This is a genomic window from Vibrio sp. 10N.261.45.E2, assembly GCF_002875705.1.
Taxonomy (GTDB): domain Bacteria; phylum Pseudomonadota; class Gammaproteobacteria; order Enterobacterales; family Vibrionaceae; genus Vibrio.
The window spans coordinates 1-24,451 of the sequence record NZ_MCZZ01000099.1 but is presented as its reverse complement, the minus strand read 5'-3'; the positions used below and the strand labels follow the sequence as shown (position 1 = coordinate 24,451).

At 43.7% G+C, this 24,451-nt stretch carries 25 protein-coding genes and 1 tRNA gene; 15 read left to right on the top strand and 11 right to left on the bottom strand.

The features are described 5' to 3' along the window. The first annotated feature begins 23 nt into the window (after positions 1-23). The 8 genes from mlaF to BCT34_RS05960 all read left to right on the top strand — a co-directional run bounded on the left by mlaF (position 24) and on the right by BCT34_RS05960 (position 5,503). A complete protein-coding gene (gene mlaF, locus BCT34_RS05995) occupies positions 24-818 on the top strand; it encodes a phospholipid ABC transporter ATP-binding protein MlaF (RefSeq protein ID WP_076656647.1) in 795 nt (264 codons plus the stop codon). Between the two features lies 1 nt (position 819). Next, positions 820-1,599 carry a lipid asymmetry maintenance ABC transporter permease subunit MlaE gene (gene mlaE / locus BCT34_RS05990; protein WP_076656649.1) on the top strand — a complete coding sequence of 260 codons (780 nt, stop codon included), beginning with the start codon at positions 820-822 and terminating at the stop codon, positions 1,597-1,599. Between the two features lie 2 nt (positions 1,600-1,601). Beyond that, on the top strand, positions 1,602-2,093 hold the full coding sequence (mlaD, locus tag BCT34_RS05985) for an outer membrane lipid asymmetry maintenance protein MlaD (RefSeq protein WP_076656652.1): 492 nt from the start codon (positions 1,602-1,604) through the stop codon (positions 2,091-2,093). A 52-nt stretch (positions 2,094-2,145) separates the two neighbouring features. Beyond that, on the top strand, positions 2,146-2,775 hold the full coding sequence (locus BCT34_RS05980; protein WP_131828432.1) for a phospholipid-binding protein MlaC: 630 nt from the start codon (positions 2,146-2,148) through the stop codon (positions 2,773-2,775). Continuing rightward, positions 2,775-3,083 (top strand): lipid asymmetry maintenance protein MlaB, encoded by a 309-nt coding sequence (locus tag BCT34_RS05975; protein ID WP_004735315.1) that lies wholly within the window; start codon positions 2,775-2,777, stop codon positions 3,081-3,083. The genes BCT34_RS05980 and BCT34_RS05975 overlap by 1 nt, the downstream gene beginning before the upstream one ends. A gap of 13 nt (positions 3,084-3,096) precedes the next feature. After that, the gene (ibaG, locus tag BCT34_RS05970; RefSeq protein ID WP_017058924.1) at positions 3,097-3,351 is read left to right on the top strand and encodes a BolA family iron metabolism protein IbaG; all 255 of its coding nucleotides are present in this window, start codon (positions 3,097-3,099) and stop codon (positions 3,349-3,351) included. 8 nt (positions 3,352-3,359) lie between these two features. After that, positions 3,360-4,625: a UDP-N-acetylglucosamine 1-carboxyvinyltransferase gene (gene murA / locus BCT34_RS05965; RefSeq protein WP_017058925.1), complete on the top strand. Its 1,266-nt coding sequence runs from the start codon at positions 3,360-3,362 to the stop codon at positions 4,623-4,625. Positions 4,626-4,777: 152 nt separating this feature from the next. Then, on the top strand, positions 4,778-5,503 hold the full coding sequence (locus BCT34_RS05960; RefSeq protein WP_010435026.1) for a 1-acylglycerol-3-phosphate O-acyltransferase: 726 nt from the start codon (positions 4,778-4,780) through the stop codon (positions 5,501-5,503). A gap of 124 nt (positions 5,504-5,627) precedes the next feature. On the opposite strand, the gene BCT34_RS05955 is transcribed toward BCT34_RS05960, so the two are convergent. The 5 genes from BCT34_RS05955 to arcA all read right to left on the bottom strand — a co-directional run bounded on the left by BCT34_RS05955 (position 5,628) and on the right by arcA (position 10,205). Beyond that, entirely contained in the window at positions 5,628-6,017 is a 390-nt protein-coding gene (locus BCT34_RS05955; protein WP_004735319.1) for a RidA family protein, read from the bottom strand. A 136-nt stretch (positions 6,018-6,153) separates the two neighbouring features. Beyond that, entirely contained in the window at positions 6,154-6,615 is a 462-nt protein-coding gene (pyrI, locus tag BCT34_RS05950) for an aspartate carbamoyltransferase regulatory subunit (protein ID WP_010435025.1), read from the bottom strand. Positions 6,616-6,627: 12 nt separating this feature from the next. After that, on the bottom strand, positions 6,628-7,557 hold the full coding sequence (gene pyrB / locus BCT34_RS05945; protein WP_076656655.1) for an aspartate carbamoyltransferase: 930 nt from the start codon (positions 7,555-7,557) through the stop codon (positions 6,628-6,630). Between the two features lie 266 nt (positions 7,558-7,823). Further along, positions 7,824-8,828 carry an ornithine carbamoyltransferase gene (locus tag BCT34_RS05940; RefSeq protein ID WP_019821479.1) on the bottom strand — a complete coding sequence of 335 codons (1,005 nt, stop codon included), beginning with the start codon at positions 8,826-8,828 and terminating at the stop codon, positions 7,824-7,826. A gap of 156 nt (positions 8,829-8,984) precedes the next feature. Then, entirely contained in the window at positions 8,985-10,205 is a 1,221-nt protein-coding gene (gene arcA / locus BCT34_RS05935; protein ID WP_076656657.1) for an arginine deiminase, read from the bottom strand. 576 nt (positions 10,206-10,781) lie between these two features. On the opposite strand from arcA, the gene rraB reads away from it, so the two are divergent. Next, on the top strand, positions 10,782-11,198 hold the full coding sequence (gene rraB / locus BCT34_RS05930) for a ribonuclease E inhibitor RraB (protein WP_017058930.1): 417 nt from the start codon (positions 10,782-10,784) through the stop codon (positions 11,196-11,198). Positions 11,199-11,323: 125 nt separating this feature from the next. Further along, positions 11,324-12,118 (top strand): beta-galactosidase, encoded by a 795-nt coding sequence (locus BCT34_RS05925; protein ID WP_076656660.1) that lies wholly within the window; start codon positions 11,324-11,326, stop codon positions 12,116-12,118. A 24-nt stretch (positions 12,119-12,142) separates the two neighbouring features. On the opposite strand, the gene BCT34_RS05920 is transcribed toward BCT34_RS05925, so the two are convergent. From BCT34_RS05920 to pepA, 5 genes are all read right to left on the bottom strand, one after another. Next, positions 12,143-12,637 carry a GNAT family N-acetyltransferase gene (locus BCT34_RS05920; RefSeq protein ID WP_076656662.1) on the bottom strand — a complete coding sequence of 165 codons (495 nt, stop codon included), beginning with the start codon at positions 12,635-12,637 and terminating at the stop codon, positions 12,143-12,145. 47 nt (positions 12,638-12,684) lie between these two features. Beyond that, positions 12,685-13,089 carry a DUF2061 domain-containing protein gene (locus tag BCT34_RS05915; RefSeq protein WP_076656665.1) on the bottom strand — a complete coding sequence of 135 codons (405 nt, stop codon included), beginning with the start codon at positions 13,087-13,089 and terminating at the stop codon, positions 12,685-12,687. Between the two features lie 220 nt (positions 13,090-13,309). After that, entirely contained in the window at positions 13,310-16,183 is a 2,874-nt protein-coding gene (locus tag BCT34_RS05910; protein ID WP_076656668.1) for a valine--tRNA ligase, read from the bottom strand. Positions 16,184-16,285: 102 nt separating this feature from the next. Further along, positions 16,286-16,735: a DNA polymerase III subunit chi gene (locus tag BCT34_RS05905; protein ID WP_076656670.1), complete on the bottom strand. Its 450-nt coding sequence runs from the start codon at positions 16,733-16,735 to the stop codon at positions 16,286-16,288. A 99-nt stretch (positions 16,736-16,834) separates the two neighbouring features. After that, positions 16,835-18,355: a leucyl aminopeptidase gene (pepA, locus tag BCT34_RS05900; RefSeq protein ID WP_017058936.1), complete on the bottom strand. Its 1,521-nt coding sequence runs from the start codon at positions 18,353-18,355 to the stop codon at positions 16,835-16,837. Positions 18,356-18,547: 192 nt separating this feature from the next. Between pepA and lptF the strand changes: the two genes are divergently transcribed. Next, complete coding sequence (gene lptF, locus BCT34_RS05895; RefSeq protein WP_076656673.1) at positions 18,548-19,648, top strand: LPS export ABC transporter permease LptF; 1,101 nt, start codon at positions 18,548-18,550, stop codon at positions 19,646-19,648. A 3-nt stretch (positions 19,649-19,651) separates the two neighbouring features. Then, entirely contained in the window at positions 19,652-20,722 is a 1,071-nt protein-coding gene (lptG, locus tag BCT34_RS05890; RefSeq protein ID WP_076656675.1) for an LPS export ABC transporter permease LptG, read from the top strand. A 63-nt stretch (positions 20,723-20,785) separates the two neighbouring features. Here lptG and BCT34_RS05885 read toward each other — a convergent pair whose 3' ends face one another. Next, positions 20,786-21,262, bottom strand: coding sequence for an RDD family protein (locus BCT34_RS05885; protein WP_076656678.1), 477 nt, complete (start codon positions 21,260-21,262; stop codon positions 20,786-20,788). A gap of 194 nt (positions 21,263-21,456) precedes the next feature. Here BCT34_RS05885 and BCT34_RS05880 point away from each other — a divergent pair. The 3 genes from BCT34_RS05880 (at position 21,457) to BCT34_RS05865 (ending at position 23,843) form a co-directional block, all read left to right on the top strand. Further along, a tRNA-Leu gene (locus BCT34_RS05880) sits at positions 21,457-21,541 on the top strand. A 557-nt stretch (positions 21,542-22,098) separates the two neighbouring features. Beyond that, the gene (locus BCT34_RS05870) at positions 22,099-22,506 is read left to right on the top strand and encodes a VOC family protein (protein WP_076653516.1); all 408 of its coding nucleotides are present in this window, start codon (positions 22,099-22,101) and stop codon (positions 22,504-22,506) included. 83 nt (positions 22,507-22,589) lie between these two features. Then, complete coding sequence (locus BCT34_RS05865) at positions 22,590-23,843, top strand: HD-GYP domain-containing protein (protein ID WP_076651507.1); 1,254 nt, start codon at positions 22,590-22,592, stop codon at positions 23,841-23,843. Positions 23,844-24,451: the final 608 nt, after the last annotated feature.

Below are 24,451 nucleotides of genomic sequence, written 5' to 3'. Positions count from 1 at the left end.
TAAAGCAAGGAAACAACAAAAATATGTTGAACACTGAGCTTGTGAAAGTTAAGAACCTCAGCTTCTCACGCGGTGAGCGGGTTATCTTTGATGATATAAGTTTAGAGGTACCTCAAGGCAAAATAACCGCAATCATGGGGCCATCTGGGATTGGTAAAACAACCTTGCTGCGTTTGATTGGTGGACAATTACCGCCAGATGAAGGCGAAATTTGGTTTGATGGTGACAATATCCCTGCATTATCACGTCGAAAGCTATATCAAGCACGTAAGAAAATGAGCATGTTATTCCAATCTGGTGCGCTTTTTACGGATCTCAATGTGTTTGATAATGTGGCGTTTCCGCTGAGAGAGCACACTGAACTTAATGAAAAATTCATTCGTACCATCGTATTACTTAAGCTTGAAGCGGTAGGCTTACGAGGTGCGGCGCAATTAATGCCAAGTGAGTTGTCCGGTGGTATGGCGAGACGAGCGGCGTTGGCTCGTGCGATCGCATTGGATCCAGAGCTTATCATGTACGATGAACCGTTTGTTGGCCAAGACCCAATTACTATGGGCGTATTGGTCGAGCTGATTCGTAATCTTAATCAAGCTTTGGATTTAACCTCTATTATCGTTTCTCACGATGTGCCAGAGGTAATGAGTATTGCTGATTGGGTTTACTTAATGGCTGATGGAAAAGTTATTGCATCTGGTTCGCCTGACGATCTGTACAGCAACAGTGATCCTCGAGTGCAACAATTTTTGCAAGGTGAAGCAGATGGCCCTGTGCCATTTAGATTCCCAGCAAAGAGCTTAGAAAAGGATTTGTTTTAATATGATTGTTAAAACTATTGTGGGTATCGGTAAGCGCACACTTGCGATCTGTGAGTCATTTGGTCGAGCAAGCCTAATGTTATTTGAGGCTTTATTTGGCATTCCGAGACTAAAAAATTTCCCTTTATTAGTTAAACAACTTTATAGCGTTGGCGTTCAGTCATTGGCTATCATCTTAGTTTCGGGTCTGTTTATTGGCATGGTGCTTAGCCTGCAAGGTTATGTGGTGTTAATCGACTACGGAGCTGAGGGTAACCTTGGTCAAATGGTCGCGCTTTCATTGTTACGTGAGTTGGGCCCAGTGGTGACAGCTCTACTATTTGCAGGCCGCGCAGGTTCAGCGTTAACGGCTGAAATCGGCTTAATGAAAGCAACGGAACAGATCTCTAGCCTAGAAATGATGGCTGTAGATCCTATTAAACGCATTATTGCGCCACGTCTTTGGGCTGGTCTTATCTCAATGCCACTGCTCGCTATGATCTTCATGGCGGTCGGGATTTGGGGGGCTCAGTTAGTTGGTGTTGATTGGAAAGGGATTGACCACGATAGCTTCTGGTCTGCCATGCAGTCTTCAGTTGAGCTTGGCCGAGATATTGGTAACAGCATGATCAAATGCATGGTTTTCGCTATCACAGTCACTTGGATCGCACTTTTTAATGGTTATGATGCAGTACCGACTTCAGAAGGTATTAGTCAGGCAACCACACGCACTGTAGTGCACTCTTCTCTAGCGGTACTAGGGCTAGATTTTGTTCTTACCGCATTGATGTTTGGGAATTAATCATGCAACAAACTCGAAAATTAGAATTATGGGTCGGCACCTTTGTCATTGCCGGAATTTGCGCAATCTTAATCATGATCTTTCAAGTCGCTGACGTAAAAGGCATAGGTTCAAACCATACTTACAATCTAAAAGCGACCTTTGACAACATTGGTAGCCTAAAAGTTCGTTCTCCAGTAAAGGTGGGCGGCGTCGTTGTTGGTCGAGTTAAAAGTATTGAGCTTGATACCGAAAGCTATCTTCCTGTCGTTGAATTATCTATTGATGGGAAGTACTCACAATTTCCAGATACCTCTAGCGCTCAAATTTTAACATCTGGATTAATCGGTGAGCAGTACATCAGTCTCGTTCCAGGTTTCATCTTTGATGATGAAGAGATGCTGGTGGATGGTGATTTAATTGAAGACACCAAGTCAGCATTAGTACTAGAAGATTTGATTGGCCAAGTTCTGTATAGCGTTGGTGGCTCTAATGACAGCGAAGCTAAGGAATAAGATGATGTTGAAAACTATTAGTCACTTAAAAGCTATTGGTTACTTGAAATCAATGTTTATGGCATCAGTGGCTTTACTTATTTCTGCTCAAACTTTTGCTGCAGAATCGATTGACCGTACTCAGCCATACCAGATGATGACTCAAGTTGCGGAAGTTGCGTTTGAGCGTTTGAAGAGTGAACAAGACAATATCCACCAAGACCCAGAGTTATTGAAGGTCATCGTGGAAGAAGAGCTGATGCCTTATGTGAATGATCAATATGCGGCTCTAAAGTTATTAGGGCCAAACTTGAAAGGCGCGGATAGAAAAGACGTGCGTGTATTTATTGATTCATTCCGTAAGTACCTTGTTTCTTCTTATGCTCAAGTACTGACTCAATACACCGATCAGACGATCGAATTTGGTCCAGAACCAAAAATCAAAGCGGATAGCCGTATTACCAGTATCAAGGTCGATATTATCGATACGCCACGACCAAACATTAAGCTTGAATTTAAGCTTCGCAAAGACAAGAAGTCGGGCGAGTGGAAAGCGTTTGATATGGTTGCCGAAGGGATTAGCCTGTTATCGAGCAAGCAGTCAGAGTGGAATACTAAGATTCGTCAAGAAGGCATCTTACAGGTTGCTGACGAGCTAGAGAAACTGGCAGCACAACCGATTCGTTTTGAGAGTAACAAATAATGAGCCATTCTCAATGGCAAGCACTAAGCTCTAAAGAGTATCAGCTGCTCGGTGATATTGATCGAGACAGTGTTCCTGCAATCTGGCGTATATTGGAAAAGTGGCAAACGACGGAATCGAGCGTTGAAATTGACCTTAGCCATATAAATCGAGTCGATTCAGCAGGAATGGTGATGCTAATTCACTTATTAGAGCATGCAAAAAATCAAAACTGTCATATAATGCTCAGTTTCGTGCCAGAACAATTACGAACGTTGTTCCAATTGAGCAATATCCAGCCAATGATGGCAGAACACATAAAAAATTAGGCAGGAGCTATTTGTGGACAGCACAAAAGTACAAGAATTATTAGCAGAAGCACTGAACCTTCAGGAGATTTTCGTGAAGGGTGAAGGCAGTCATTACGAAGTTGTTGCTGTTGATCCATGTTTTGACGGCATGAATCGAGTTAAGAAGCAGCAACTAATCTACGGCCCACTAATGGAATACATTCAACGCAATGACATCCATGCTCTTTCTATTAAGGCTTTCACGCCAGAAGAGTGGGAACGTGATAAGAAACTGATGTCACTTTAAGGTTTATGATGGAAAAGTTTCGAGTTATTGGATCGGATAAGCCGCTAAGCGGTGAAGTGACGATCTCAGGCGCAAAAAATGCAGCGCTACCTATCTTATTTGCTTCAATTCTTGCTGAAGAGCCAGTAGAAGTAAGTAACGTTCCTCACCTACGTGACATCGATACCACGATGGAACTGCTTAAGCGTTTAGGCGCAAAAGTATCACGTAATGGTAGTGTTCATGTTGATGGCAGCGAAATTAATGAATTTTGTGCGCCTTACGATTTAGTGAAAACAATGCGTGCTTCTATCTGGGCTTTAGGTCCTCTAGTGGCTCGTTTTGGTGAAGGTCAAGTGTCACTTCCAGGCGGTTGTGCAATTGGCGCTCGACCTGTTGATTTGCATATCCATGGCCTAGAGCAACTAGGTGCGACCATTAAGTTGGAAGATGGTTATGTGAAAGCAAGTGTTGATGGCCGTCTGAAAGGCGCGCACATCGTGATGGATAAAGTAAGTGTGGGTGCCACCATTACTATCATGTGTGCAGCAACGCTAGCGGAAGGAACAACAGTACTCGATAACTCAGCGCGTGAGCCTGAGATTGTTGATACGGCTGACTTCCTAAACAAACTAGGTGCTAAGATCTCTGGTGCAGGTACAGATACGATTACTATCGAAGGCGTTGAACGTCTTGGTGGTGGTCAACACTCTGTGGTTGCTGACCGTATTGAAACAGGTACTTTCCTGGTTGCTGCTGCTGTTTCTGGCGGTAAAGTGGTTTGTCGCAACACCAACGCTCATCTTCTTGAAGCTGCCTTAGCGAAGCTTGAAGAAGCGGGTGCGAAGGTTGAAACGGGAGAAGACTGGATCAGCCTTGATATGACGGGTCGTGAACTGAAAGCGGTGAAAATCGTAACAGCACCTCACCCTGGTTTCCCAACCGACATGCAAGCACAGTTTACTCTGCTTAACATGATGGCGAAGGGCAGTGGTGTTATCACTGAGACTATCTTTGAAAACCGCTTTATGCACATTCCTGAGTTACAGCGAATGGGTGCAAAAGCGGAAATCGAAGGCAACACGGCTATCTGTGGTGAAACGGAAAAACTGAGCGGCGCTCAAGTAATGGCAACGGACCTTCGCGCATCTGCGAGCCTTGTTATTGCTGGCTGTATCGCTCAAGGCGAAACTATCGTTGACCGTATTTATCACATCGATCGTGGCTACGATAAGATTGAAGATAAACTGTCAGCCTTAGGCGCAAACATTACACGATTTAGTGAGTCGAACTAACCTAGGTTAGTGGGTTCATGAATCAGTAAGATGAAAACATAAAAGTCGGAACCTTGGTTTCGGCTTTTTTATAGTTGTATTTACCGCAAGTAAATCTATTGCTCATTTTTGCATGGATAGATGAATCAACTTGGCGGTCGGTGAGGAACAAAATGATAGCAATATTACGTATTTTCGCAGTAGCGATATTTGCGATTCTTATGTTTGTATTTGGTTGTGGCTACTGTCTATTAAGTCCACGCAACCCGAAACACGTATTTACCTTTGGCCGTTATTTCGGTCGTATGTCGAAGATCTTCGGCATGAAGCTAGAGCTTCGTATTCCAGAGGATGCCTACTCTCGCGGTCAACATGTTTATGTGGCGAACCACCAAAATAGCTGGGATCTATTCACGATTTCATCAGCGGTAACGCCTAAAGTGGTGACGGTTGGTAAGAAAAGTCTAGTATGGATGCCTCTATTTGGTCAGCTTTACTGGTTGACGGGTAACATCCTCATTGACCGTGCTAACCGCAGTAAAGCGGTAGGTACGATTGATCAGGTCGTGACTAGTCTAAAAGAGAGTGATGTTTCAGTTTGGATGTTCCCTGAGGGTACTCGTTCTCGTGGTCGTGGTCTGCTGCCATTCAAAACAGGTGCATTCCATGCTGCGATTGGTGCTGGCTTACCTATCATCCCTATTGTGTGCAGCTCAACAGGTGGCGTGAAACTAAACCGTTGGAACAATGGTCATGTGATTGTTGAAATGCTGCCACCAATCAGCACTGAAGGTTACGACAAGTCTAATGTTCGTCAACTGGCTAACCTAGCTCGTGAGCAGATGGCCGCTAAGTTGGAAGAGTTAGACAAAGAAGTGGTTGAGCTTAATAAAAAGTAATGATTTAAGCGAAACGATGAACAATAAAAAAGGTTGCCAACTGGGCAACCTTTTTTGTATCTGATAAACGTCCAGCATTTTGCCAATTCGTTTACTTGATACTGTGTATTCTAGAGACTGAAACTTATTTGCGAACCGCAATAGCTTCGATCTCGATACCTACATCTTTTGGTAAACGAGCTACTTCAACACATGAACGTGCAGGGTAGTTTGCAACACCGTGCTCATCGAAAAACTTGCCGTAAACCTCGTTTACTGTGCCGAAGTCGTTTAGGTCTTTAACGAATACCGTTAGTTTTACGATGTCTTTTACAGTCAGGCCTGAAGCTTCAACAACCGCTTGAACGTTGTCTAGAGATTGGCGAGCTTGCTCTGCGATATCAGCAGATACTTCACCAGTTGCTGGGTTTACTGGGATTTGACCAGAAGTCAGTACCATGTTGCCAAGGTCAACGCCTTGTACGTATGGGCCGATTGCAGCTGGAGCTGATTCTGTGTGAAGTACTTTAGTCATTGGTTTATTCCATCAGTTATTAGATAAAAATCAATTTTCAGTGTGCCTTCAAACTTTGGATAGGTAAAGCGCAAAATACCCCGCATAGGCGAGGTATTTGATAGTTTTTACGTTCTGTAAGCGTTGCCGTATGACGTTATCTTTCAGTTACGATCTCGCGAGAGAATACTTTTTCACAATACTTACACTTCAATCGAATATCTTCTTTCTTTTCAAAGATCTTAAAGCTGCTTTCAACGGGTTCATTGTGAGTAATACAGTTGGTGTTTGGACACTCGAACACATCGTTGATTTGCTCAGGAAGTTCTAAGGCTAACTTCTTAACCACTTCGTAATCTTCGATTTGGTTCACGGTTGCGTGAGGAGCGTAAAGCGCCAGCTTGCTCGCCTGTTCTTCTGTGATAAACACATTCTCAATCTTAAGCAGGTCTTTGCCACCTAGTGCCGATGAAGGTAGGTTTAGGCCAATGGTCACACGCTGGTGAGAGTTGTGCATGTCGAACAGTTTTAACACCTTGATCCCGATGTTTGCTGGGATATGGTCGATAACAGTACCGTTTTTGATTGCTTCAACTTTTAATTGAGTCTCTTTAGACATGATCTCTCTCCTCTACAGCGTTTCGTTAAGAACAAGGGCTAGCAATGCTTCACGAGCGTAAACACCATTCTCGGCTTGCTGGAAGTAGTAAGCGTAAGGTGTTTTATCGACATCGATAGTAATTTCATCAACACGAGGAAGAGGGTGTAGAACCTTCAGGTTATCACGTGCATTTTCTAGCATCGCAGCTGTCAGGATATATGCAGATTTAATGTGTGCGTATTCTGACTCATCAAAGCGTTCTTTTTGAACTCGGGTCATGTACAAAACATCAAGTTCTGGAATCACATCTTCCATGTCTGTTAGTAGTTGGTATTTGATCCCTGCCTCATCAAGCTCTTCACAGATGTAGTCTGGCATCGCCAGAGCTTCAGGTGCCACGAAATAGAAACAGATGTTGTCGAACTTCGCTAGCGCTTGAGTCAACGAGTGAACTGTTCGGCCGTATTTTAGGTCACCAACAAATGCCACGTTAAGGTTATCTAAGCGGCCTTGTGTCTCAGCGATAGAGAATAGGTCTAATAACGTTTGTGTTGGGTGTTGGTTTGCGCCGTCACCTGCATTAATAACAGGTACACCATTTGAGAACTCAGAAGCCAGACGCGCAGCGCCTTCTTGAGGGTGACGCATCACGTAAGCGTCAACGTATGAAGAGATAACCTGTACCGAGTCCGCTAGCGTTTCGCCTTTTTTTGCCAAAGAAGTATTGCCACCGCTATCGAAACCAATCACATCACCACCGATGCGCTGAATCGCAGTTTCAAAAGAGAGACGAGTTCGTGTTGAAGGTTCGAAGAAGCAGCTGGCAACAACTTTGTTCTTGATGAGTTCTGGGTTTGGTTCAGCCTTTAGCTGACCTGCCGTTTGAACAATCAATTCTAGCTCTTCACGAGAAAGCTCTGGAATTGAGATGATGTGCTTTTGATAGAGCGAATTCGCCATGATCTTCTTCCCCACAATAATGTATTGGCCATAAAAAAGCCCCCCATAATGGGAGGCTTTAAAAAAGTGCTGAAAAGCAGAATAGACGGCCTGGTAAGCATCTTAGCTTACGAGCAATATTTGATGTTTTCACAATATTATTATGTGTCTTCACTATATTGGTTGGCGTCATTTTCACTACTCTCAGACAAATTGCCGAGAATTATACGCTTTCAAATTGTGAGCGCAAGCGATTACATCAAGCTTTTGTTTACTTTCAGTTTTCGCTATTGACCCAGTGTCGCAACCATTACCGCCTTGATGGTGTGCATGCGATTCTCTGCTTCATCAAACACAATTGAGTAATCCGACTCAAAGACTTCGTCAGTGACTTCTAAACCGTTCATTCCATACTTGTCTGCCACTTGCTGGCCGATCACGGTTTCATTGTTGTGAAAAGCTGGTAAGCAGTGCATGAATTTCACTTGAGGGTTACCAGTGAGCTTAATAACATCCATATTCACTTGGTAAGGTGTCATAACTGCAACACGCTCGTCCCAAGCTTCTGGTGCTTCGCCCATCGAAACCCAAACATCGGTATAAAGGAAATCACAGCCTTTTACGCCTTCAGCAACGTCTTCAGTAAGAGTGATTTTAGCACCTGTGCTTTGTGCGATAGCTTGGCACTCTTCAACGAGCTGCTCTTCTGGCCAAAACGCTTTTGGTGCGACAAGGCGAATATCCATGCCCATTTTCGCAGCACCGACTAACAGAGAGTTACCCATGTTGTTGCGTGCATCACCCAGATAAGCAAAGCTGATTTGGTGTAGATGTTTACCACGACCATGCTCAAGCATAGTGAGGAAATCAGCCAAGATCTGAGTCGGGTGGAACTCGTCGGTTAAGCCATTCCAAACCGGTACGCCTGCATAAGCGCCTAAGTCTTCAACGATACTTTGGCCAAAACCACGGTATTCGATGCCATCGTACATGCGTCCCAAAACACGCGCTGTATCTTTCATTGATTCTTTTTGACCAATCTGGGAACCCGAAGGGCCAAGGTAAGAGACTTGAGCACCTTGATCAAAGGCAGCTACCTCAAAAGCACATCGAGTTCGAGTTGATGCTTTTTCAAAGATCAAAGCGATGTTTTTGCCGTTGAGTTTCTTCTGCTCAGTACCTGCATACTTAGCTTTTTTTAGGTCAGCAGACAGGTCGAGCAAAAACTGAATCTCTTTAGGAGTAAAGTCGAGAAGTTTTAGAAAGTTACGATTGCGAAGATTAAAAGCCATCTCTCGCTCCTTGCGTATATAGAATCAATGAAGAACCCAGTTAAACATAAAAATGCTATATTTGTGAATATTTATTTTATTTTTTTAATAAAAAAGGCCAGTAAATGAATACTGGCCTAGATAAGTTATTGAGTCTGTTTAACGGAGCTCTTTGACTTAAATACCATCTCTTTCGATAGGACAGCTCATACAACGTGCGCCGCCACGTCCACGGCCGAGTTCGTTGCCTGGAATCGTCAGAACTTCGATACCTGCTTTGTCGTACTTCTCGTTGGTGTAAACATTACGCTCATAACCAATCACGGTACCTGGTTTCACCGTCAGTACGTTGTTAGCATCATTCCACTGTTCACGTTCAGCTTCGTAGTTGTCGCCGCCGGTTGTGATGATCTTCAATTGATCAAGGCCAAGCGCCCCTTCAATCGCTGACAGGTAGTTTTCAGCACTCTCGACACGCATTTCACCGTTTTCTTTTGGCGTTAAGCGCCAAGTGTCTAGATCTTTGCGAACGATCTCTGGATAGACAGAGAAAGTGTCGATATCCATGTGTGTCATCACCGTATCAAGGTGCATACAAGAGCGGTGTTTTGGTAAATCGATAGCAATCACTTCGGTTGCTTGACCCGAACGGAACAAACTCGCTGCTAGGTTTTCGACACCTTGTGGTTTAGTTCGCTCAGAAATACCAATCAGTACCGCGCCTTTACCGATAACCAGTACGTCACCGCCTTCAATATTGGCGTTGTCGTAGTGCAGATCTTCATCACCGAAGTACTTGATGAAGTCTTGTCCGGCAAACACAGGGTGCCAGCGGTAGATCGCACGTAAGTGGTTTGTTTCGCGTTGACGAGCCGGTTTCATCATAGGGTTTAGCGAGACACCGCCATAAACCCAGCATGAGGTATCACGCGTAAATAGGTGGTTCGGCAGTGGTTCGATAACGAAATCAAGTGGGCGATGCATCTTAGGTAGCATCGACGATGATTTGATAGGGAGCTCAGAATAAGCCAAGCCGCCGAGTAAGATCGTAGCTAGATGCTCATTATCCATTTGAGCAAGATAGCTTCTTAAGTCACGGGCAAAAGTCGGCCCATAACGGAAATCTGAGATTTGAGTATTCAGCAGCCACTCGCGAGCCTGAGGTACGGCAAGCGTTTCGACAAGCAAGTCATGCAGTAGTAGCACTTCTACGTCTTGACTACGCAGTGTCTCTGCAAAAGCATCATGTTCTTCACCAGCAGCTTCAACAGCAAGCACATCATCAAATAGAAGATCATGACAGTTTGAAGGGGTGAGGTGGGTGAGTGCTCTTTCAGGTCTATTTAGGAGAACTCGTCTTAATTGACCGACTTCGGAGCCAACGTACAGCTTACTCATTTTGCATCCTTACTATTAATCCAGCGTCTATTTATGACAAGCTTGGCTGTAATATGCAAGTTTTACAGATTGAGTTAATGCAAGGTATTTGGCTAATTTTTGGTCATAAAATCTGCAATTTAAAACTTTATACAGATTAAATTCCAATTAACTGGCTATCGCGCGGAACAACGTTTTTGAGGATCTATGCTCAAATCATGGCTTGTTAGAATTGAATTTTGCTTATTAATCGTGATTTTTTATTCACTATTATGCGCTTTTTGATAACAAGCTGAGGATTTATGCACCCCAAAAGCGGTTGCGCGTATGCAGCTAACGTGACTAATCACGCAAGTTTTACTCGATAAGCCCTGAAGTGGCCATAGAAACGAAATGCTAAAATACTCGTCAGTTAATAAAATGTTGAAAATTTGTTTCTGTGATTTTGATTTCACTTTTGAATTGATATTGACACAGCTATCTAGCGATAAACTTACCTTTCTAGGCTTGATCTGGGTGGCTTTTCTGGACGATCCGTGCCATATTTCGTGGCAATCAAATTTGATCTTTTCATAGTCAACACTCTGGAGCAGACACATGTCTCACGAAGATGAATATCTATCAGTAGCGGAATTAATTGAATTTCAAAAGGAAGAGACTCGCGACATCATTACAGCATTAATTGAAGATGGTAGCGATCCTGAAGCTCTATACGATATCGAGCATCACCTATTTGCTGAAGATTTCGATGTGCTTGAGAAAGCGGTTGTTGAAGCATTTAAAATGGGCTTTGAAGTGCTTGAAGCTGAAGAGACAGAAGACGAAGATGGCAACAAGCTGCTTTGTTGTGATGCAACGATGCAATGTACTCTGAATGCAGAAGCAATCGATGAGCAAGTTGAGAAGCTTGTGAACCTTGCAGAGAAGTTTGACATTATCTACGACGGTTGGGGCACTTACTACGAAGGTGAAGATGCTATCTACCCAGACGAAGATGATGAAGGCGAAGAGTAATTCTTTCCCAATTTTAAAAAATGCCAGCCTCGAGCTGGCATTTTTTTACCCTCAGAAAAATAAATGTCTTTATATGCATTCATTCATTATAATGCGGTCAAAATTGATCTAGCTCAAGGAATGATATGCGGCTGCTTCTCGATGGTCTTTGGCAAATTTCGCCACTGACGGATCTCTCTATCCCACAAGATGACATTACCTTTCCTGCTCCATTAAGCTCAAAGCTTCCTGATAGCTTGAGTGAAGATGAAATTGCAGAGCAAGAGTGGCACCTAATGCACGACATCGAAGTGGACGATGCTATGTTGGCGTGTCCATTTGTTGAGTTAGTGATGGCAGGGGTCGATTACTTTGTTGAAGTGCGACTTAATGGTGTGGCTGTGTTCGACTGCGATGGTAGCCAAGCTGAATATCGCAAAGACATCCGCCCTTATATGCAGTCTGGCCGCAACCGTTTTGAGATCCTTTTCCTTGAAGAAGAAGAGAGCTTGTTGCTTGAAGAGGATATGGAGGAGTCTGTATCTTCACTGGATGTCGCGAAATCGGATTCGCGCATCGGTATTTGGCAAGCGCCATACCTGCAGTTCGTTCGCAACGTCAAGCTAGAGCAAGTTGTCACAGAGCAGATCTGGCACCAAGGTGGTGGCTGTGAGTTTAAAGTGGATGTGATTTATCAGACGCTAAAAGCAGGTTTGGTATCCGCATCAATTAAGTTCAACGGCATGACACTCGTGATGCCGATAGATGTTCGCGCAGAACATACTGGCGTCGTGTTTCAGGTGGAGGCTCCCATGATATTTGACCTTGAGAAGCCTAACCCTAAGCACTTATACCAGTTAGAAGTTGAACTCGATGGGCAAAAAGAGAGCTCTTTCGTTGCCTTAAATCCAGCGTCTTGTGTGAGTAACTTTTTACGTTAAAAGTTAGCAACTAGCGTCAGATACTTACAACGCTTTGGCCATGACAACTTCACAAGCATCATGGCCTGTTTCTCCCCAAGCTGAATCAAGGTGTTCAAACTCCAGTTTTTCATAGAGTTTTACTGCAGCGCCCAAGCATTCCGTTGTTTCCAAGTACATGTGCTGGTAACCAAGCTGCTTAGCCAGTTTCAAGCTTTGAGCAACGATGCGCTTTGCCAAACCTTGCCCTCGGGTTTGTGGTAGGAAGTACATTTTCTGTAGCTCACACACATCTGCTCGGCCTGCTAATGGCGCAACCCCCCCGCCACCGACCACTTCACCTTGATATTCGATCACCCAGTACATTGCGTTCTCTTTGTTATAGACAGAGTACATGTCATCAAGGGTAGGATCGGCCACGCCATAACCTTTATCTTCTGTTAGTCCGTGCTCAGCCGAAACTTGGCGAATGACTTGTGCGATGCTTGGGTTGTCTTGCGGTGTAATAGGTCTTAGGGTGAACTCAGCAATTTGTTCCATGATCTACCTATGAAAGGGTCACTAATATGTGACCCAATATATGGTGACTAAGCATGTTGGTGCAAACAGAATTGTTGTTGTGTCATTTGGTTGTCTGATTTACGTAACCAGACTTTCTCGTGGAAGTAGTAAGCAACTGTATTTAAAGTTGGCTCTAGCAAAGCCATCACGCCGCCGATGAAAGCATCTCCAGTCAACAAGTAGACGACAGTAAAGGCAACACTGAAGTGAATGGTCGCAAAGCTCGCGGTTTTTAATTTGGTCATCCACTGACGAGCTTTAAGCGCTGGAACTTGAGCCCACGCCTTTTCATGAAAATAGAAGGCAACGGTATTTACAGAGGGCTCAATCATGGCGATTAAGCTACCAATTAAGATGTCGCCTGTGAGTACGTAAGCGACACTAAATGCGATAGTAAAATGTAATGCAGCAAAGGTTAGTGTCTTTTTCATGATAATTACTCAATCGTTGTGTTGTTTCGATATGCTTATTATTGAGAATTATTATCATTAAGTGTAATGGGAAGTAGAGATTAATTTGATAGATGAAACCTATCAATAAGTGAGGCTCGTTCGAGAAACATTGGAATTAGAGATATAAAAAAAGGTTGGTCACGAAGACCAACCTTTTTATTTAGAGCAAGAAGTTCGAAGCCTTCTCGTTTACTCGGTTTTAAAGAGCAGCGATGGTCGCTTTTTGCTCTTCAAGCTTAACAAGAGTCTCTTGGTAGCCTTCAAGCTTCTCACGCTCTTTTGCGATAACCGCTTCAGGCGCTTTAGCAACGAAACCTTCGTTACCTAGCTTACCTTCGATACGCTTAATTTCACCGTGAGTCTTAGCTACTTCTTTATCTAGACGAGCAAGCTCAGCATCTTTGTCGATAAGACCCGCCATTGGGATCATCAGCTCAGATTTGCCAACCAGTTTAGTTGCACAAGCAGGAGTCTCTTCTCCGTCCGCAAGCTCTTTAATGTCGTCTAGTTTAGCTAGAGAGTTAAGAACGATCTTGTTCGCTTCGATGCGAGCTGCGTCTTTCTCATCAGCGACTTTCATCATGACTTCTAGTCCTGTGCTTGGTGCAATGTCGTATTCCGCACGTAGGTTACGAATAGCAGTGATGAAAGTCTTAACCCACTCGATGTCTTCAACGATTTCAGCATTGAAGTTATCTTCGTTAAACTGAGGAAGCGCTTGAGTCATGATTGTCTCACCTTCAACGCCGTCTACTAGCGGCTTAACGCTCTGCCAGATAGATTCAGTGATGTAAGGAAGAACAGGGTGAGCAAGACGTAGAGTTTTCTCTAGAACCGTAATAAGCGTGTAACGAGTCGCTTGTTGTTGAGCTTCAGTACCCTTCCAAAGAACAGGTTTAGTTAGCTCTAGGTACCAGTCACAGAATTGGTTCCAGATGAATTCGTAAAGCGTGTTTGCTGCCATGTCTAGACGGTAGTTGTCTAGGTGAGCGTTAAACTCTTTCGCTGCAACTTCAAACTGAGATTCAATCCACTTATCCGCTAGAGAGAATTCCATGTTTGCACGGTCTTCAACAGACAGCGACATGCCACAATCGTGCTCTTCTGTATTCATCAGTACGTAACGGCTTGCGTTCCATAGCTTGTTACAGAAGTTACGGTAACCTTCAAGACGCTTCATGTCCCAGTTGATGTCACGGCCAGTTGAAGCCATAGCAGCAAGAGTGAAACGCAGTGCGTCAGTACCGTAGGGTTCGATACCGTTTTCAAAAGTCTTACGTGTTGCTTTTTCGATCTTAGCAGCCAGTTTAGGTTGCATCATGTTACCACAACGCTTCTCTACTAGCTCTTCAAGGCCGATGCCGTCAATCATGTCGATTGGGTCAAGTACGTTACCTTTTGACTTAGACATTTTGTCGCCGTTTTCATCACGGATAAGGCCTGTCATGTAAACGGTTTTGAAAGGTACTTGAGCCTTGCCATCTTCGTCTTTCACGAAGTGCATGGTCATCATGATCATACGAGCAACCCAGAAGAAGATAATATCAAAACCAGATACGAGTACTTCAGATGGGTGGAATGTTTTTAGTGCTTCAGTATCTTCAGGCCAGCCTTGTGTGCCGAACGTCCAAAGTGCAGAAGAGAACCAAGTATCTAGTACGTCGTCGTCTTGCTTAAGTACAACAACAGGCGCTAGGTTGTTCTTTTCACGAACTTCTTCTTCAGTGCGACCTACGTACACTTTACCATCGTTGTCGTACCATGCTGGGATACGGTGGCCCCACCAAAGTTGACGAGAGATACACCAGTCTTGCACGTCACGCATCCACGCGAAGTACATGTTTTCGTACTGCTTAGGCACGAACTGGATTTGACCATCTTCAACGGCTTTAACTGCAGGCTCAGCAAGAGGTGCTGTACGCACGTACCATTGGTCAGTTAGCATTGGTTCGATAACTACGCCACCACGGTCGCCGTAAGGTACGGTTAGGTCGTGATCTTTGATCTCTTCAAGAAGACCAAGTTCTTCGAATTCAGCAACGATAGCTTTACGAGCAGCAAAACGCTCCATGCCTTGGTATTTAGCAGGGATGTCAGTTGAGTAAACATCGCTTTCTTCGCCGTTGGTTGTGAAGACTTCAGCAGCATCACGGATATCAGCGTTGAACGTTAGGATGTTGATCATTGGTAGGTTATTGCGCTTACCTACTTCGTAATCGTTAAAGTCATGAGCAGGTGTGATTTTTACACAACCTGTGCCTTTTTCCATGTCTGCGTGCTCATCGCCTACGATAGGGATAAGACGGTTAACAACAGGAAGTAGGATCTCTTTACCGATAAGATCTTTGTAACGAGGATCTTCTGGGTTTACCGCTACGCCAGTATCACCAAGCATGGTTTCTGGACGAGTAGTCGCAACAACGATGTAGTCTTTGCCATCAGCCGTTTTAACACCGTTCGCTAGCGGGTAACGGAAGTGCCACATGAAACCTTTTTTGTCTTTGTTTTCAACTTCAAGATCTGAAATTGCAGTGTGCAGTTTAGGATCCCAGTTTACTAGACGCTTACCACGGTAGATTAGGTCTTCTTCGTATAGACGAACAAACACTTCTTGAGTCGCAGCCGATAGGCCATCATCCATAGTGAATCGTTCGCGATCCCAATCCACAGATGCACCAAGACGACGAAGTTGTTGAGTGATCGTGCCACCTGATTCGCCTTTCCATTCCCAGATCTTGTCGATGAAAGCTTCACGGCCGTAGTCGTGTTTTGTTTTGCCTTCTTCAGCAGCAATCTTCCGCTCCACAACCATTTGAGTTGCGATACCAGCGTGGTCAGTACCCACTTGCCAAAGCGTGTTTTTGCCTTTCATACGTTGAGCACGGATAAGCGTATCCATGATCGTATCTTGGAACGCGTGACCCATGTGTAGGCTGCCAGTGACGTTCGGTGGCGGGATCATGATGCTGTAAGCTTCTTTTGATGTGTCACCGTGTGGCTTAAAGTAGCCTTTCTCTTCCCAAGTCTGATACAGAGCTTGTTCGATTGATGTTGGGTTGTATGTCTTTTCCATAGTGCTCTTAAACGGATACTGTGAATGGTTAATCGTGGTCAAACTTCATAAGTGAAGCTTCTTGAATCTAAATCCAAAGATAGCTTTAACTATGAGGTTTGACTATGGATGTTGAATCTCGATAGTTTGTAGCTGATATCCAGCCTGACGGTAAATTTTATACCTTTCTCGAGCGAGTTGCTTAGCTTTTTCTTCGTAAGGGACGAAGTCTATCACCTGAGCAAAGGCGTTCGCAAAGGTTGTATGATTATCGGCCAGATTAATTACTAGCTGACGATTCCAATTATGTTTGACGCCTTGATAGCCAATTTCAATGTTAGTTGAATACTTTGGGCCTTCGCCAACCAAGTTGTGTGCAATAAATTCACTGGGTTCAACTTGCCAGAAAACTTCAGCAATACGTTCGGCATGCTCTTTATCATTACAGTTGAGGTAAAGTTTAGCGCCTTGTTTTGCAAAGTGCTGAGCAAGAAACAGCACATAGTGAGCAAAACCATCTTCGTTGGCTTGCGGGCTGTCTGAAGGCACAATGTAAAATGTAGCAGTCTGCATACTTAATACTCGAACTGAAAATTGTGGATATCAATGTTACTTAGTTAATAAGAACTAACAAATAGCGCTTATTAAAAAAGGGCCCGTAGGCCCTTTTTACTATTTTGAAGATTGCTCTTCAGTCTCTTGGCCGCTGCGGTTCAATAAGAATTGGACTAGCATTGAGACAGGACGACCTGTCGAGCCTTTCGCTGCGCCTGACTTCCAAGCTGTACCAGCACTGTCGATGTGTGCCCAGTGGTACTTCTTAGTGAATTTAGACAGGAAGCAACCAGCAGTAATTGTACCGCCAGGACGGCCGCCGATGTTCGCCATATCAGCGAACGGGCTGTTTAGCTGCTCATGGTACTCGTCTGCCATAGGTAGACGCCATGCTCGGTCACTTGCTTGCTCAGAAGCATTAACAAGTTCGTGAGAAAGTGGGTTGTGGTTCGATAGAACGCCACTGATGTGGTGGCCTAAAGCGATAACACACGCGCCAGTTAGTGTCGCAACGTCAACTACGCAATCTGGTTCAAAACGCTCAACGTAAGTTAGCGCATCACATAGAACCAAGCGACCTTCAGCATCAGTATTTAAAACTTCAACTGTTTGACCTGACATAGTCGTTAGGATATCACCTGGACGGTAAGCATTGCTGCCTGGCATGTTTTCACAACCTGCTAGGATACCAACCACGTTAATCGGTAGGTTCAGTTTAGCCAGTGCTTTCATAGTACCGAATACAGACGCTGCACCACACATGTCGTACTTCATCTCATCCATACCTTCACCAGGCTTAAGTGAGATACCACCTGAATCGAAAGTCAGACCTTTACCTACCAGTACAATCGGTTTCGCATCTGGATCCGGAGCGCCTTTGTATTCCATGATCGACATCATTGATTCATTTTTAGAACCACGGCCAACCGCTAGGTATGATGTCATACCCAGTTTTTCCATCTCTTCTTCGCCAATGATCTTGGTCTTCACTGTCTCGTAATCGTCAGCTAAACGACGAGCTTGAGAAGCAAGGTAAGCAGGGTTTGCGATGTTTGGTGGCATGTTGCCTAGATCTTTAGACGCTTTTACACCTGAAGCAATAGCAAGGCCGTGAGAGATTGCTTTCTCACCCAGGCTCAATTCGCGACGTGTTGGTACGTTGAATACCAATTTACGTAGTGGGCGGCGAGTCTCTGGTTTGTTGCTCTTGAATTGATCGAATGTGTAAAGACCATCTTTAGTTGCTTCTACCGCTTGGCGAACTTTCCAATAAGTATCGCGACCTTTAACGTGCAGTTCTGTAAGGAAACATACTGCTTCCATAGAACCTGTTTCGTTTAGTGTGCTGATGGTTTTTTGGATAATTTCTTTGTATTGACGTTCGCCTAGCTCACGTTCTTTACCACAGCCTACTAGTAGAACACGTTCCGAAAGTACACCAGGTACTTGATGCAGTAGTAGCATCTGGCCAGGTTTACCCTCTAGATCACCGCGACGAAGCAGTGAACTAATGTAGCCATCACTAATCTTATCTAATTGCTCGGCTACTGGAGAAAGGCGGCGCGGTTCGAATACACCGACAACGATACATGCGCTGCGTTGTTTCTCTGGGCTGCCACTTTTTACACTGAACTCCATGCGTACTCCTACATCCTGAAGACAAATCGAACTAAATGTTAGATAATGGGTTCTTACTTGTTGGATCCTATAATGGAACTAACCTTAAAGAAGAACGCTAACACTTAGCTAAAAATTTAAAAAAATAAAAGGTTCAACGGGAAATTATAGTGATTCAATCAAAAAAACAAGTTTTGTATAGGTAATTTGAGCGTGATTATTGTTAGATATTTGATCCGCGAGACAATCAAGAGCCAATTTGCGATCTTTTTTGTTCTCTTTCTCGTGTTTCTCAGCCAAAAATTTATCAGTGTTTTAGCGGACGCCTCTGATGGTGATATCCCCGCGAGTCTTATATTGTCGATTGTTGGCTTAAATATGCCAGCGATGGGCCTATTGATGCTTCCTCTCAGTATCTATATTGGTATTTTGCTGACTTTTGGCCGCCTTTACGCCGAAAGTGAAATTGTGGTGATGAACGCGACTGGTATTGGTAATAAATTCCTGATCCAATCTGCACTTTACCTAGCTTTAATTACCGCAACGGTTGCTGCTTTTAACTCATTTTGGTTGTCTCCTTGGTCACAAGACAAAGTTGAACAGATGTATGAAGAAGTAGCCGCAGAGAACAGCGTTGATTTGCTACCAAAAGGTAAGTTTGAGGGCACGCCGGATGGCTCTTCTGTTGTGTTTATCGATGATATCGACGGTAACAAATTAGAAAACGTGTTCGTTGCTCAAATGCGCCCACGTGATTCTGTATTGCCAAGTGTGATGTTCTCGAAGTCGGGCGATGTAAAAGAACTTAGTGATGGCCGACAAGTGATCGTGATGTACGACGGTACTCGTCATGAAGGTGTTCCAACTCGTCTTGATTATATGGTGACACACTTTGAAGAATACGAAGGCCTGATTGGTCAGCGTGAAGTCGAGAAGAAAGGTCGAGACTGGGAAGCCATTCCTACGCTTGATCTTATTGGTAACTCAAATAATAGTGCGAAAGCAGAGTTGCAGTGGCGTATCTCGCTGGTACTTTGTATTCCATTGTTGACCATGCTTGTCGTGCCACTATCAGCGGTTAACCCTCGACAAGGTCGTTTTGCGAAAATCGGCCCAGCAATACTGATTTATCTCACCTATTTCTTAGCCATCAGTGCAACGAAATCTTCAATTGAAGAGGGGAGCATTCCTGCGGTAATCGGCATGTGGCCAATCAATGCGTTATTGTTATTTGTCGCGATTGGTGCAAACTTTATGGATAGCGTGCCAGTTAGGCGTTTGAAAGAAAAATTCAAGAATAAGAGGTTGGCTTAAGCCGTGTTTAAGATTCTCGATTTATATATAGGCAGAACCATCATCGCAACGACGTCATTGGTATTAGTGACGTTTGTTGGTCTCTCTGGAATCATCAAGTATGTAGAGCAACTGAGAAAGGTTGGTCGTGGTACATACGACCTATTACAAGCGCTGTACTTTGTTTTACTGAGCATTCCTCGTGATATTGAAATGTTCTTCCCGATGGCGGCCTTGCTTGGCGCATTGATCGGTCTTGGTATGTTGGCTGCAAGCTCTGAGCTAGTAGTTATGCAGGCGGCAGGCTTCTCAAAGTTAGATATCGGACTATCGGTACTTAAAACCGCGATTCCACTCATGATTGTGGTAACACTGCTTGGACAATGGGGCGCACCTCAAGCACAGAAGATGGCTCGTGATTTAAGAACTATATCGATTGCTGGTGGTAATATTATCTCCACTCAAAGTGGTGTCTGGGCTCGTGATGCCAATGATTTTATCTTCATTGTAAAAATCGATAACGACAAACTGTATGGCATGAATATGTGGCGCTTTGATGAGAACAAAGCTCTTAAAACCTCGATTTACTCTGAAGAAGTTGATTACGTTGGAGACAATGTGTGGACGATGAAAGATGTTGTCGTGACTTCTTTTGAAAACGAGCTGCAGATAACTAAAGAGAACTTGCCAACCTATACTTGGAAAACATCACTTGCACCGGATAAGCTTGCGATAGTAACGGTTAAACCGGAAGAACTGTCATTAAGTGGTTTGTATGATTACGTAACCTACCTCAAAGCGTCAGAACAAGACGCAGCTCGCTATGAATTAGCATTGTGGAGAAAGATAACTCAACCTATCTCTATTGCGGTTATGATGTTGATGGCACTGTCATTCATCTTTGGCCCTTTACGTAGTGTAACCATGGGCGCGAGGATTTTGTCTGGTGTTATAGCTGGCTTTACCTTTTATATATCCAGTGAGTTCTTTGGCCCAGTGAGCTTGGTATACCAGATACCACCGGCCTTTGGTGCGATAGCCCCGAGTGTGGTGTTCCTCGGAATAGCCATCATGCTCTTGAGGCGGAAACTATAAAGAAAAAAGGAAGGCATAATGCCTTCCTTTTTTGATCTGGATTTGGAGCTAACTTAAATCACGTTATCTTGCTTGTGGTAGCACAACCACTTCGGTCTTTGCCCAGATATCGTGAAAGCCACGTTTTTGAGGATCGAATGGAACACATAGGTTTGCTAATCCAAAACCTGAAGTACCCAAACGAATCAAAGCTTGAGTCACTGTAATAGCTGAACCATCTTTATTTTGAACGCGCAGCTTCCAAGCTCTCATCCCTAGAGTTTGACCAGCCCGAGTCCAGAAGAACACAAAGAAATAGACCCAAACGGCCACTAAGTAAAAGGTGTATGCAGGGCTCCAAATCGGATGGTTGGTTAAGAAGTCACTAACATCGGCATAACCGCTGTGGTCAAAAATGCCGAGAGCCATGAGCGCGTGCAGTAGAGCGACAACGATGCCGGCTGCGATCATTTCAATAGCGATTACGATCAGTGCGTCATAGAACAAGGCACCAAATCGGCGCATGACTCCTGCTGGTGGCAGAGTATTTGTTGATGTCATGTGTTATTACTTCTTTAAAAATTGAGGCGTCAGAATATAGTTTAAGGCTTAGCCTGAAAAGAGACATGACGCACAGCTTATGACTTAGTGGCGAAATTATCGGCAAACACACATGAATTCAAGTTTTTATACTTGCCACATCAGTTCGCATACGTATAATGCCAAACATCGAAAGGGCAATGCCCCAAGATAATGCCGGTATGGTGAAATTGGTATACACGACGGATTCAAAATCCGTTGCCTTCGGGCGTGGCGGTTCAAGTCCGCCTACCGGTACCATATATAGAAAGGTCGCTTTTATAGCGACCTTTCGTCGTTTTAGGCGTTTGTGAATTTTAAATCCAGCGTGTCGGCTTGGATGCAAGCCCAGTCAAGTCACCAACCGGTACCATGTTTTAAGATAGAGCCTCAACGAAAGTCGGGGCTTTGTTGTATCTGAGGGATGGAAAACGTTGCCTTCGTGGTAGCTGCAGGAATGCCTGACCTGCACCAAACATAGAAAGGTTGCTCTTATAGCGACCTTTCGTCGTTTTGGGCATTTGTGAGTTTGAAATCCAGCGTGTCGGCTTGGATGCAAGCCCAGTCAAGTCACCTACCTGTACCATATTTTAAGATAGAGCCTCAACGAGAGTTGGGGCTTTGTTGTATCTGGAGTATGGAAATCGTTGTCATGACTGCTGCTCTTCAGTTAGATAGATCCTGATGTTTCATTCCTAAATTTCATAATTTCCCTTCGCTATTTGATCTCTTAATAAATTAATCATCTTAAATCATACTGTTACCTGTCATTCCTTCTTCTATTGTCTATGTTTAAATAAATAACAGAGGAGAGAGATATGCTGACAGTAACCCCTTACTTGTTTTTCGATGGTCGTTGTAGTGAAGCGTTGGATTTTTATCATAAGTGTTTTGGTGGCGTGGTTTTATCGAAGCAACTCTTTAGTGATGCGCCACAGGTAATAGAGGGAGCTCAACCTGATTGGGTTATGCATGCTGAGTTTGAAGCATTTGGTATGAAGCTGATGATGTCTGATGGTGTAAAGGCAAAAGAACTCGAAGGCAACAACCTTGCGCTATCTCTTGTTACTGAAGACACCGCTACTCAAGACAAAATCTTTGAAAATCTAAAGCAAGATGGACGCGTAATGACGCCGTTAGCGGATACGTTTTGGGGCGCTCGGTTTGGTAAAGTCGAAGATAAGTTTGGTATACGCTGGATGGTGCATTGCGATTCTTTAAATTGAACCTGTGAAATTGGATAGTGAAATTGCTGCTTGGTTTTATTAGAATTATAGATAGAGATTATTAATCAATATTATATATAAAAATGGGCAGCATAAAGATTACCGTAGATCGCATTCAGCCCGGTCTGCATGTACGACTCCCCGTAAAATGGAATGAACACCCATTTTTATTCAACAGCTTTAAAATCAAAGATGACGCACAGGTAAAGGTAATTCGACACCTTGGGATTAAGCATGTCTATATAAACCTAAGTCAAAGTGATACCTCGCCTTTACCGGTTAATCACGCTGGCGTACAAGAAGTCGATATTGATTCACAGGTAAGTCTTGAAACTGAAAGAATGTGGAAAGATAAGCATGAGCGTATCGAAACTCTAAGCTCTTATCGTCGCAGGGTGAGTCATTGCGAGAAAGAGTTCGAGCGTTCGCTTGCTCGTATGCGCTCTGTGATGACCAAGATCCGTAACAGACCTTTAGATGCGGTAGGGGAGGTTAAGGCTCTTGTTGATGATATTGTCGAAACCCTAGTGAGCGATGATAACGTCACCTTGCATCTTATGAATGCCAAAGCGGATTTTGAAGACATTTACTTTCATACTTTAAATGTTTCGGTTGTTGCGCTGATGATAGGTAAGGCCAAAGGTTATAATACACAACAATTAAAAGACCTCTCCTTCGCAGCGTTGTTTCACGATGTAGGTAAAATCAAAATACCAGTCGCGATACTTAGAAAGCAAAGCCCCCTAACAATACCTGAAGAGAACTACCTGAAGCTTCATACTAAATATGGGGCGGATATTGTATCGGCAATTGATGACTTTCCTGAAAGTGCTAAAAAGGTTATCGCTCAACATCATGAGATGAATGACGGTTCTGGTTACCCCGAGGGCTTAAAAGAAGATGAGATCGATGAGTTTGCCAAGATAGTTGCTGTGGCCAATGCATTCGATAACCTTTGCCATGGTAAAACGCAATCTCAACAAATGATCCCGTATTTGGCATTGTCTCACTTATATAAGAGCTGCAAGCATCTATATAGCCAAGATAACTTGGAGCTATTGGTTAAGTTCATGGGAGTTTACCCACCAGGAACCGTAGTACAGCTTTCAAATGATTCGATTGGGATTGTGATATCCGTTAACGCTAAGCATATGCTTTATCCTAATGTACTAATCTACGATCCTAGCGTGCCAAGAACCCAGGCTCCGATCATTGACCTCTTTATTAAAGAGATCAAAATCGTTAATGCCGTTCATCCAAGCAAGTTACCTGAACAAGTTCGAGAGTATCTAAACCCTAGGGCTCGTTTATCTTACTTTTTTGATAATGGAGAGTAGTTATCCACAGCCTGTTGTGGGTAATTTGTTCGAAACTTGGGGTGAAAGTGGTATAAATAAGCCCTTGGTTGAAATGTCTTCGCTTAACCTCTTTTTTCAATAAAAAACGCATTTAATGCTTGCCAATAATAGCGGCATCTCTATAATGCCGCCTCACTGTCATGGCAGACGCCACAAGGCTTCAGCGAAGAATGTTAGTAAAGGCAACTAGCTTTGAGTGATTATTCGCTCCTACTTTTAGAAAGTAGAAATTAATTCCAAATAAGTGTTTGACACTGAGAATTAAGCCGCTAGAATGGCCGCCTCTTCCGAAGTGATGCAAGTCACAATGAAGAGAAGCTCTTTAACAATTTAAACCTATCAATCTGTGTGGGCACTCGTTGATGAATATCAAAACGTTTTATCGTTAGATAAAACAGATTCTTCGGAATCAACTTTGGTTTCAATGAACTGAGTGACCAATACAAATAACTACTTTCTCTTGTAGAAAGAAGGTATTTGGCACAGTCAATTCATTATCTTTCTGTTGGAAAGATAATAGCTTTAGAATTACTTTTTGTAGTTTTGAAGTCAGTATTCATTGAGCCGACAAAATCTTAAATTGAAGA

What these genes read in the sequence shown, in the direction of transcription:
- BCT34_RS05915 (WP_076656665.1), bottom strand. Translation starts at nt 13,089, where the DNA reads ATGAAAAAGACACTAACCTTTGCTGCATTACATTTTACTATCGCATTT.
- pepA (WP_017058936.1), bottom strand. Translation starts at nt 18,355, where the DNA reads ATGGAGTTCAGTGTAAAAAGTGGCAGCCCAGAGAAACAACGCAGCGCA.
- arcA (WP_076656657.1), bottom strand. Translation starts at nt 10,205, where the DNA reads ATGAGTAAGCTGTACGTTGGCTCCGAAGTCGGTCAATTAAGACGAGTT.
- pyrI (WP_010435025.1), bottom strand. Translation starts at nt 6,615, where the DNA reads ATGTCTAAAGAGACTCAATTAAAAGTTGAAGCAATCAAAAACGGTACT.
- BCT34_RS05980 (WP_131828432.1), top strand. Translation starts at nt 2,146, where the DNA reads ATGTTTATGGCATCAGTGGCTTTACTTATTTCTGCTCAAACTTTTGCT.
- BCT34_RS05910 (WP_076656668.1), bottom strand. Translation starts at nt 16,183, where the DNA reads ATGGAAAAGACATACAACCCAACATCAATCGAACAAGCTCTGTATCAG.
- BCT34_RS05870 (WP_076653516.1), top strand. Translation starts at nt 22,099, where the DNA reads ATGCTGACAGTAACCCCTTACTTGTTTTTCGATGGTCGTTGTAGTGAA.
- BCT34_RS05960 (WP_010435026.1), top strand. Translation starts at nt 4,778, where the DNA reads ATGATAGCAATATTACGTATTTTCGCAGTAGCGATATTTGCGATTCTT.
- BCT34_RS05920 (WP_076656662.1), bottom strand. Translation starts at nt 12,637, where the DNA reads ATGGAACAAATTGCTGAGTTCACCCTAAGACCTATTACACCGCAAGAC.
- rraB (WP_017058930.1), top strand. Translation starts at nt 10,782, where the DNA reads ATGTCTCACGAAGATGAATATCTATCAGTAGCGGAATTAATTGAATTT.
- BCT34_RS05975 (WP_004735315.1), top strand. Translation starts at nt 2,775, where the DNA reads ATGAGCCATTCTCAATGGCAAGCACTAAGCTCTAAAGAGTATCAGCTG.
- BCT34_RS05885 (WP_076656678.1), bottom strand. Translation starts at nt 21,262, where the DNA reads ATGACATCAACAAATACTCTGCCACCAGCAGGAGTCATGCGCCGATTT.
- BCT34_RS05865 (WP_076651507.1), top strand. Translation starts at nt 22,590, where the DNA reads ATGGGCAGCATAAAGATTACCGTAGATCGCATTCAGCCCGGTCTGCAT.
- BCT34_RS05940 (WP_019821479.1), bottom strand. Translation starts at nt 8,828, where the DNA reads ATGGCTTTTAATCTTCGCAATCGTAACTTTCTAAAACTTCTCGACTTT.
- BCT34_RS05955 (WP_004735319.1), bottom strand. Translation starts at nt 6,017, where the DNA reads ATGACTAAAGTACTTCACACAGAATCAGCTCCAGCTGCAATCGGCCCA.
- mlaD (WP_076656652.1), top strand. Translation starts at nt 1,602, where the DNA reads ATGCAACAAACTCGAAAATTAGAATTATGGGTCGGCACCTTTGTCATT.
- BCT34_RS05925 (WP_076656660.1), top strand. Translation starts at nt 11,324, where the DNA reads ATGCGGCTGCTTCTCGATGGTCTTTGGCAAATTTCGCCACTGACGGAT.
- mlaE (WP_076656649.1), top strand. Translation starts at nt 820, where the DNA reads ATGATTGTTAAAACTATTGTGGGTATCGGTAAGCGCACACTTGCGATC.
- murA (WP_017058925.1), top strand. Translation starts at nt 3,360, where the DNA reads ATGGAAAAGTTTCGAGTTATTGGATCGGATAAGCCGCTAAGCGGTGAA.
- pyrB (WP_076656655.1), bottom strand. Translation starts at nt 7,557, where the DNA reads ATGGCGAATTCGCTCTATCAAAAGCACATCATCTCAATTCCAGAGCTT.
- BCT34_RS05905 (WP_076656670.1), bottom strand. Translation starts at nt 16,735, where the DNA reads ATGCAGACTGCTACATTTTACATTGTGCCTTCAGACAGCCCGCAAGCC.
- mlaF (WP_076656647.1), top strand. Translation starts at nt 24, where the DNA reads ATGTTGAACACTGAGCTTGTGAAAGTTAAGAACCTCAGCTTCTCACGC.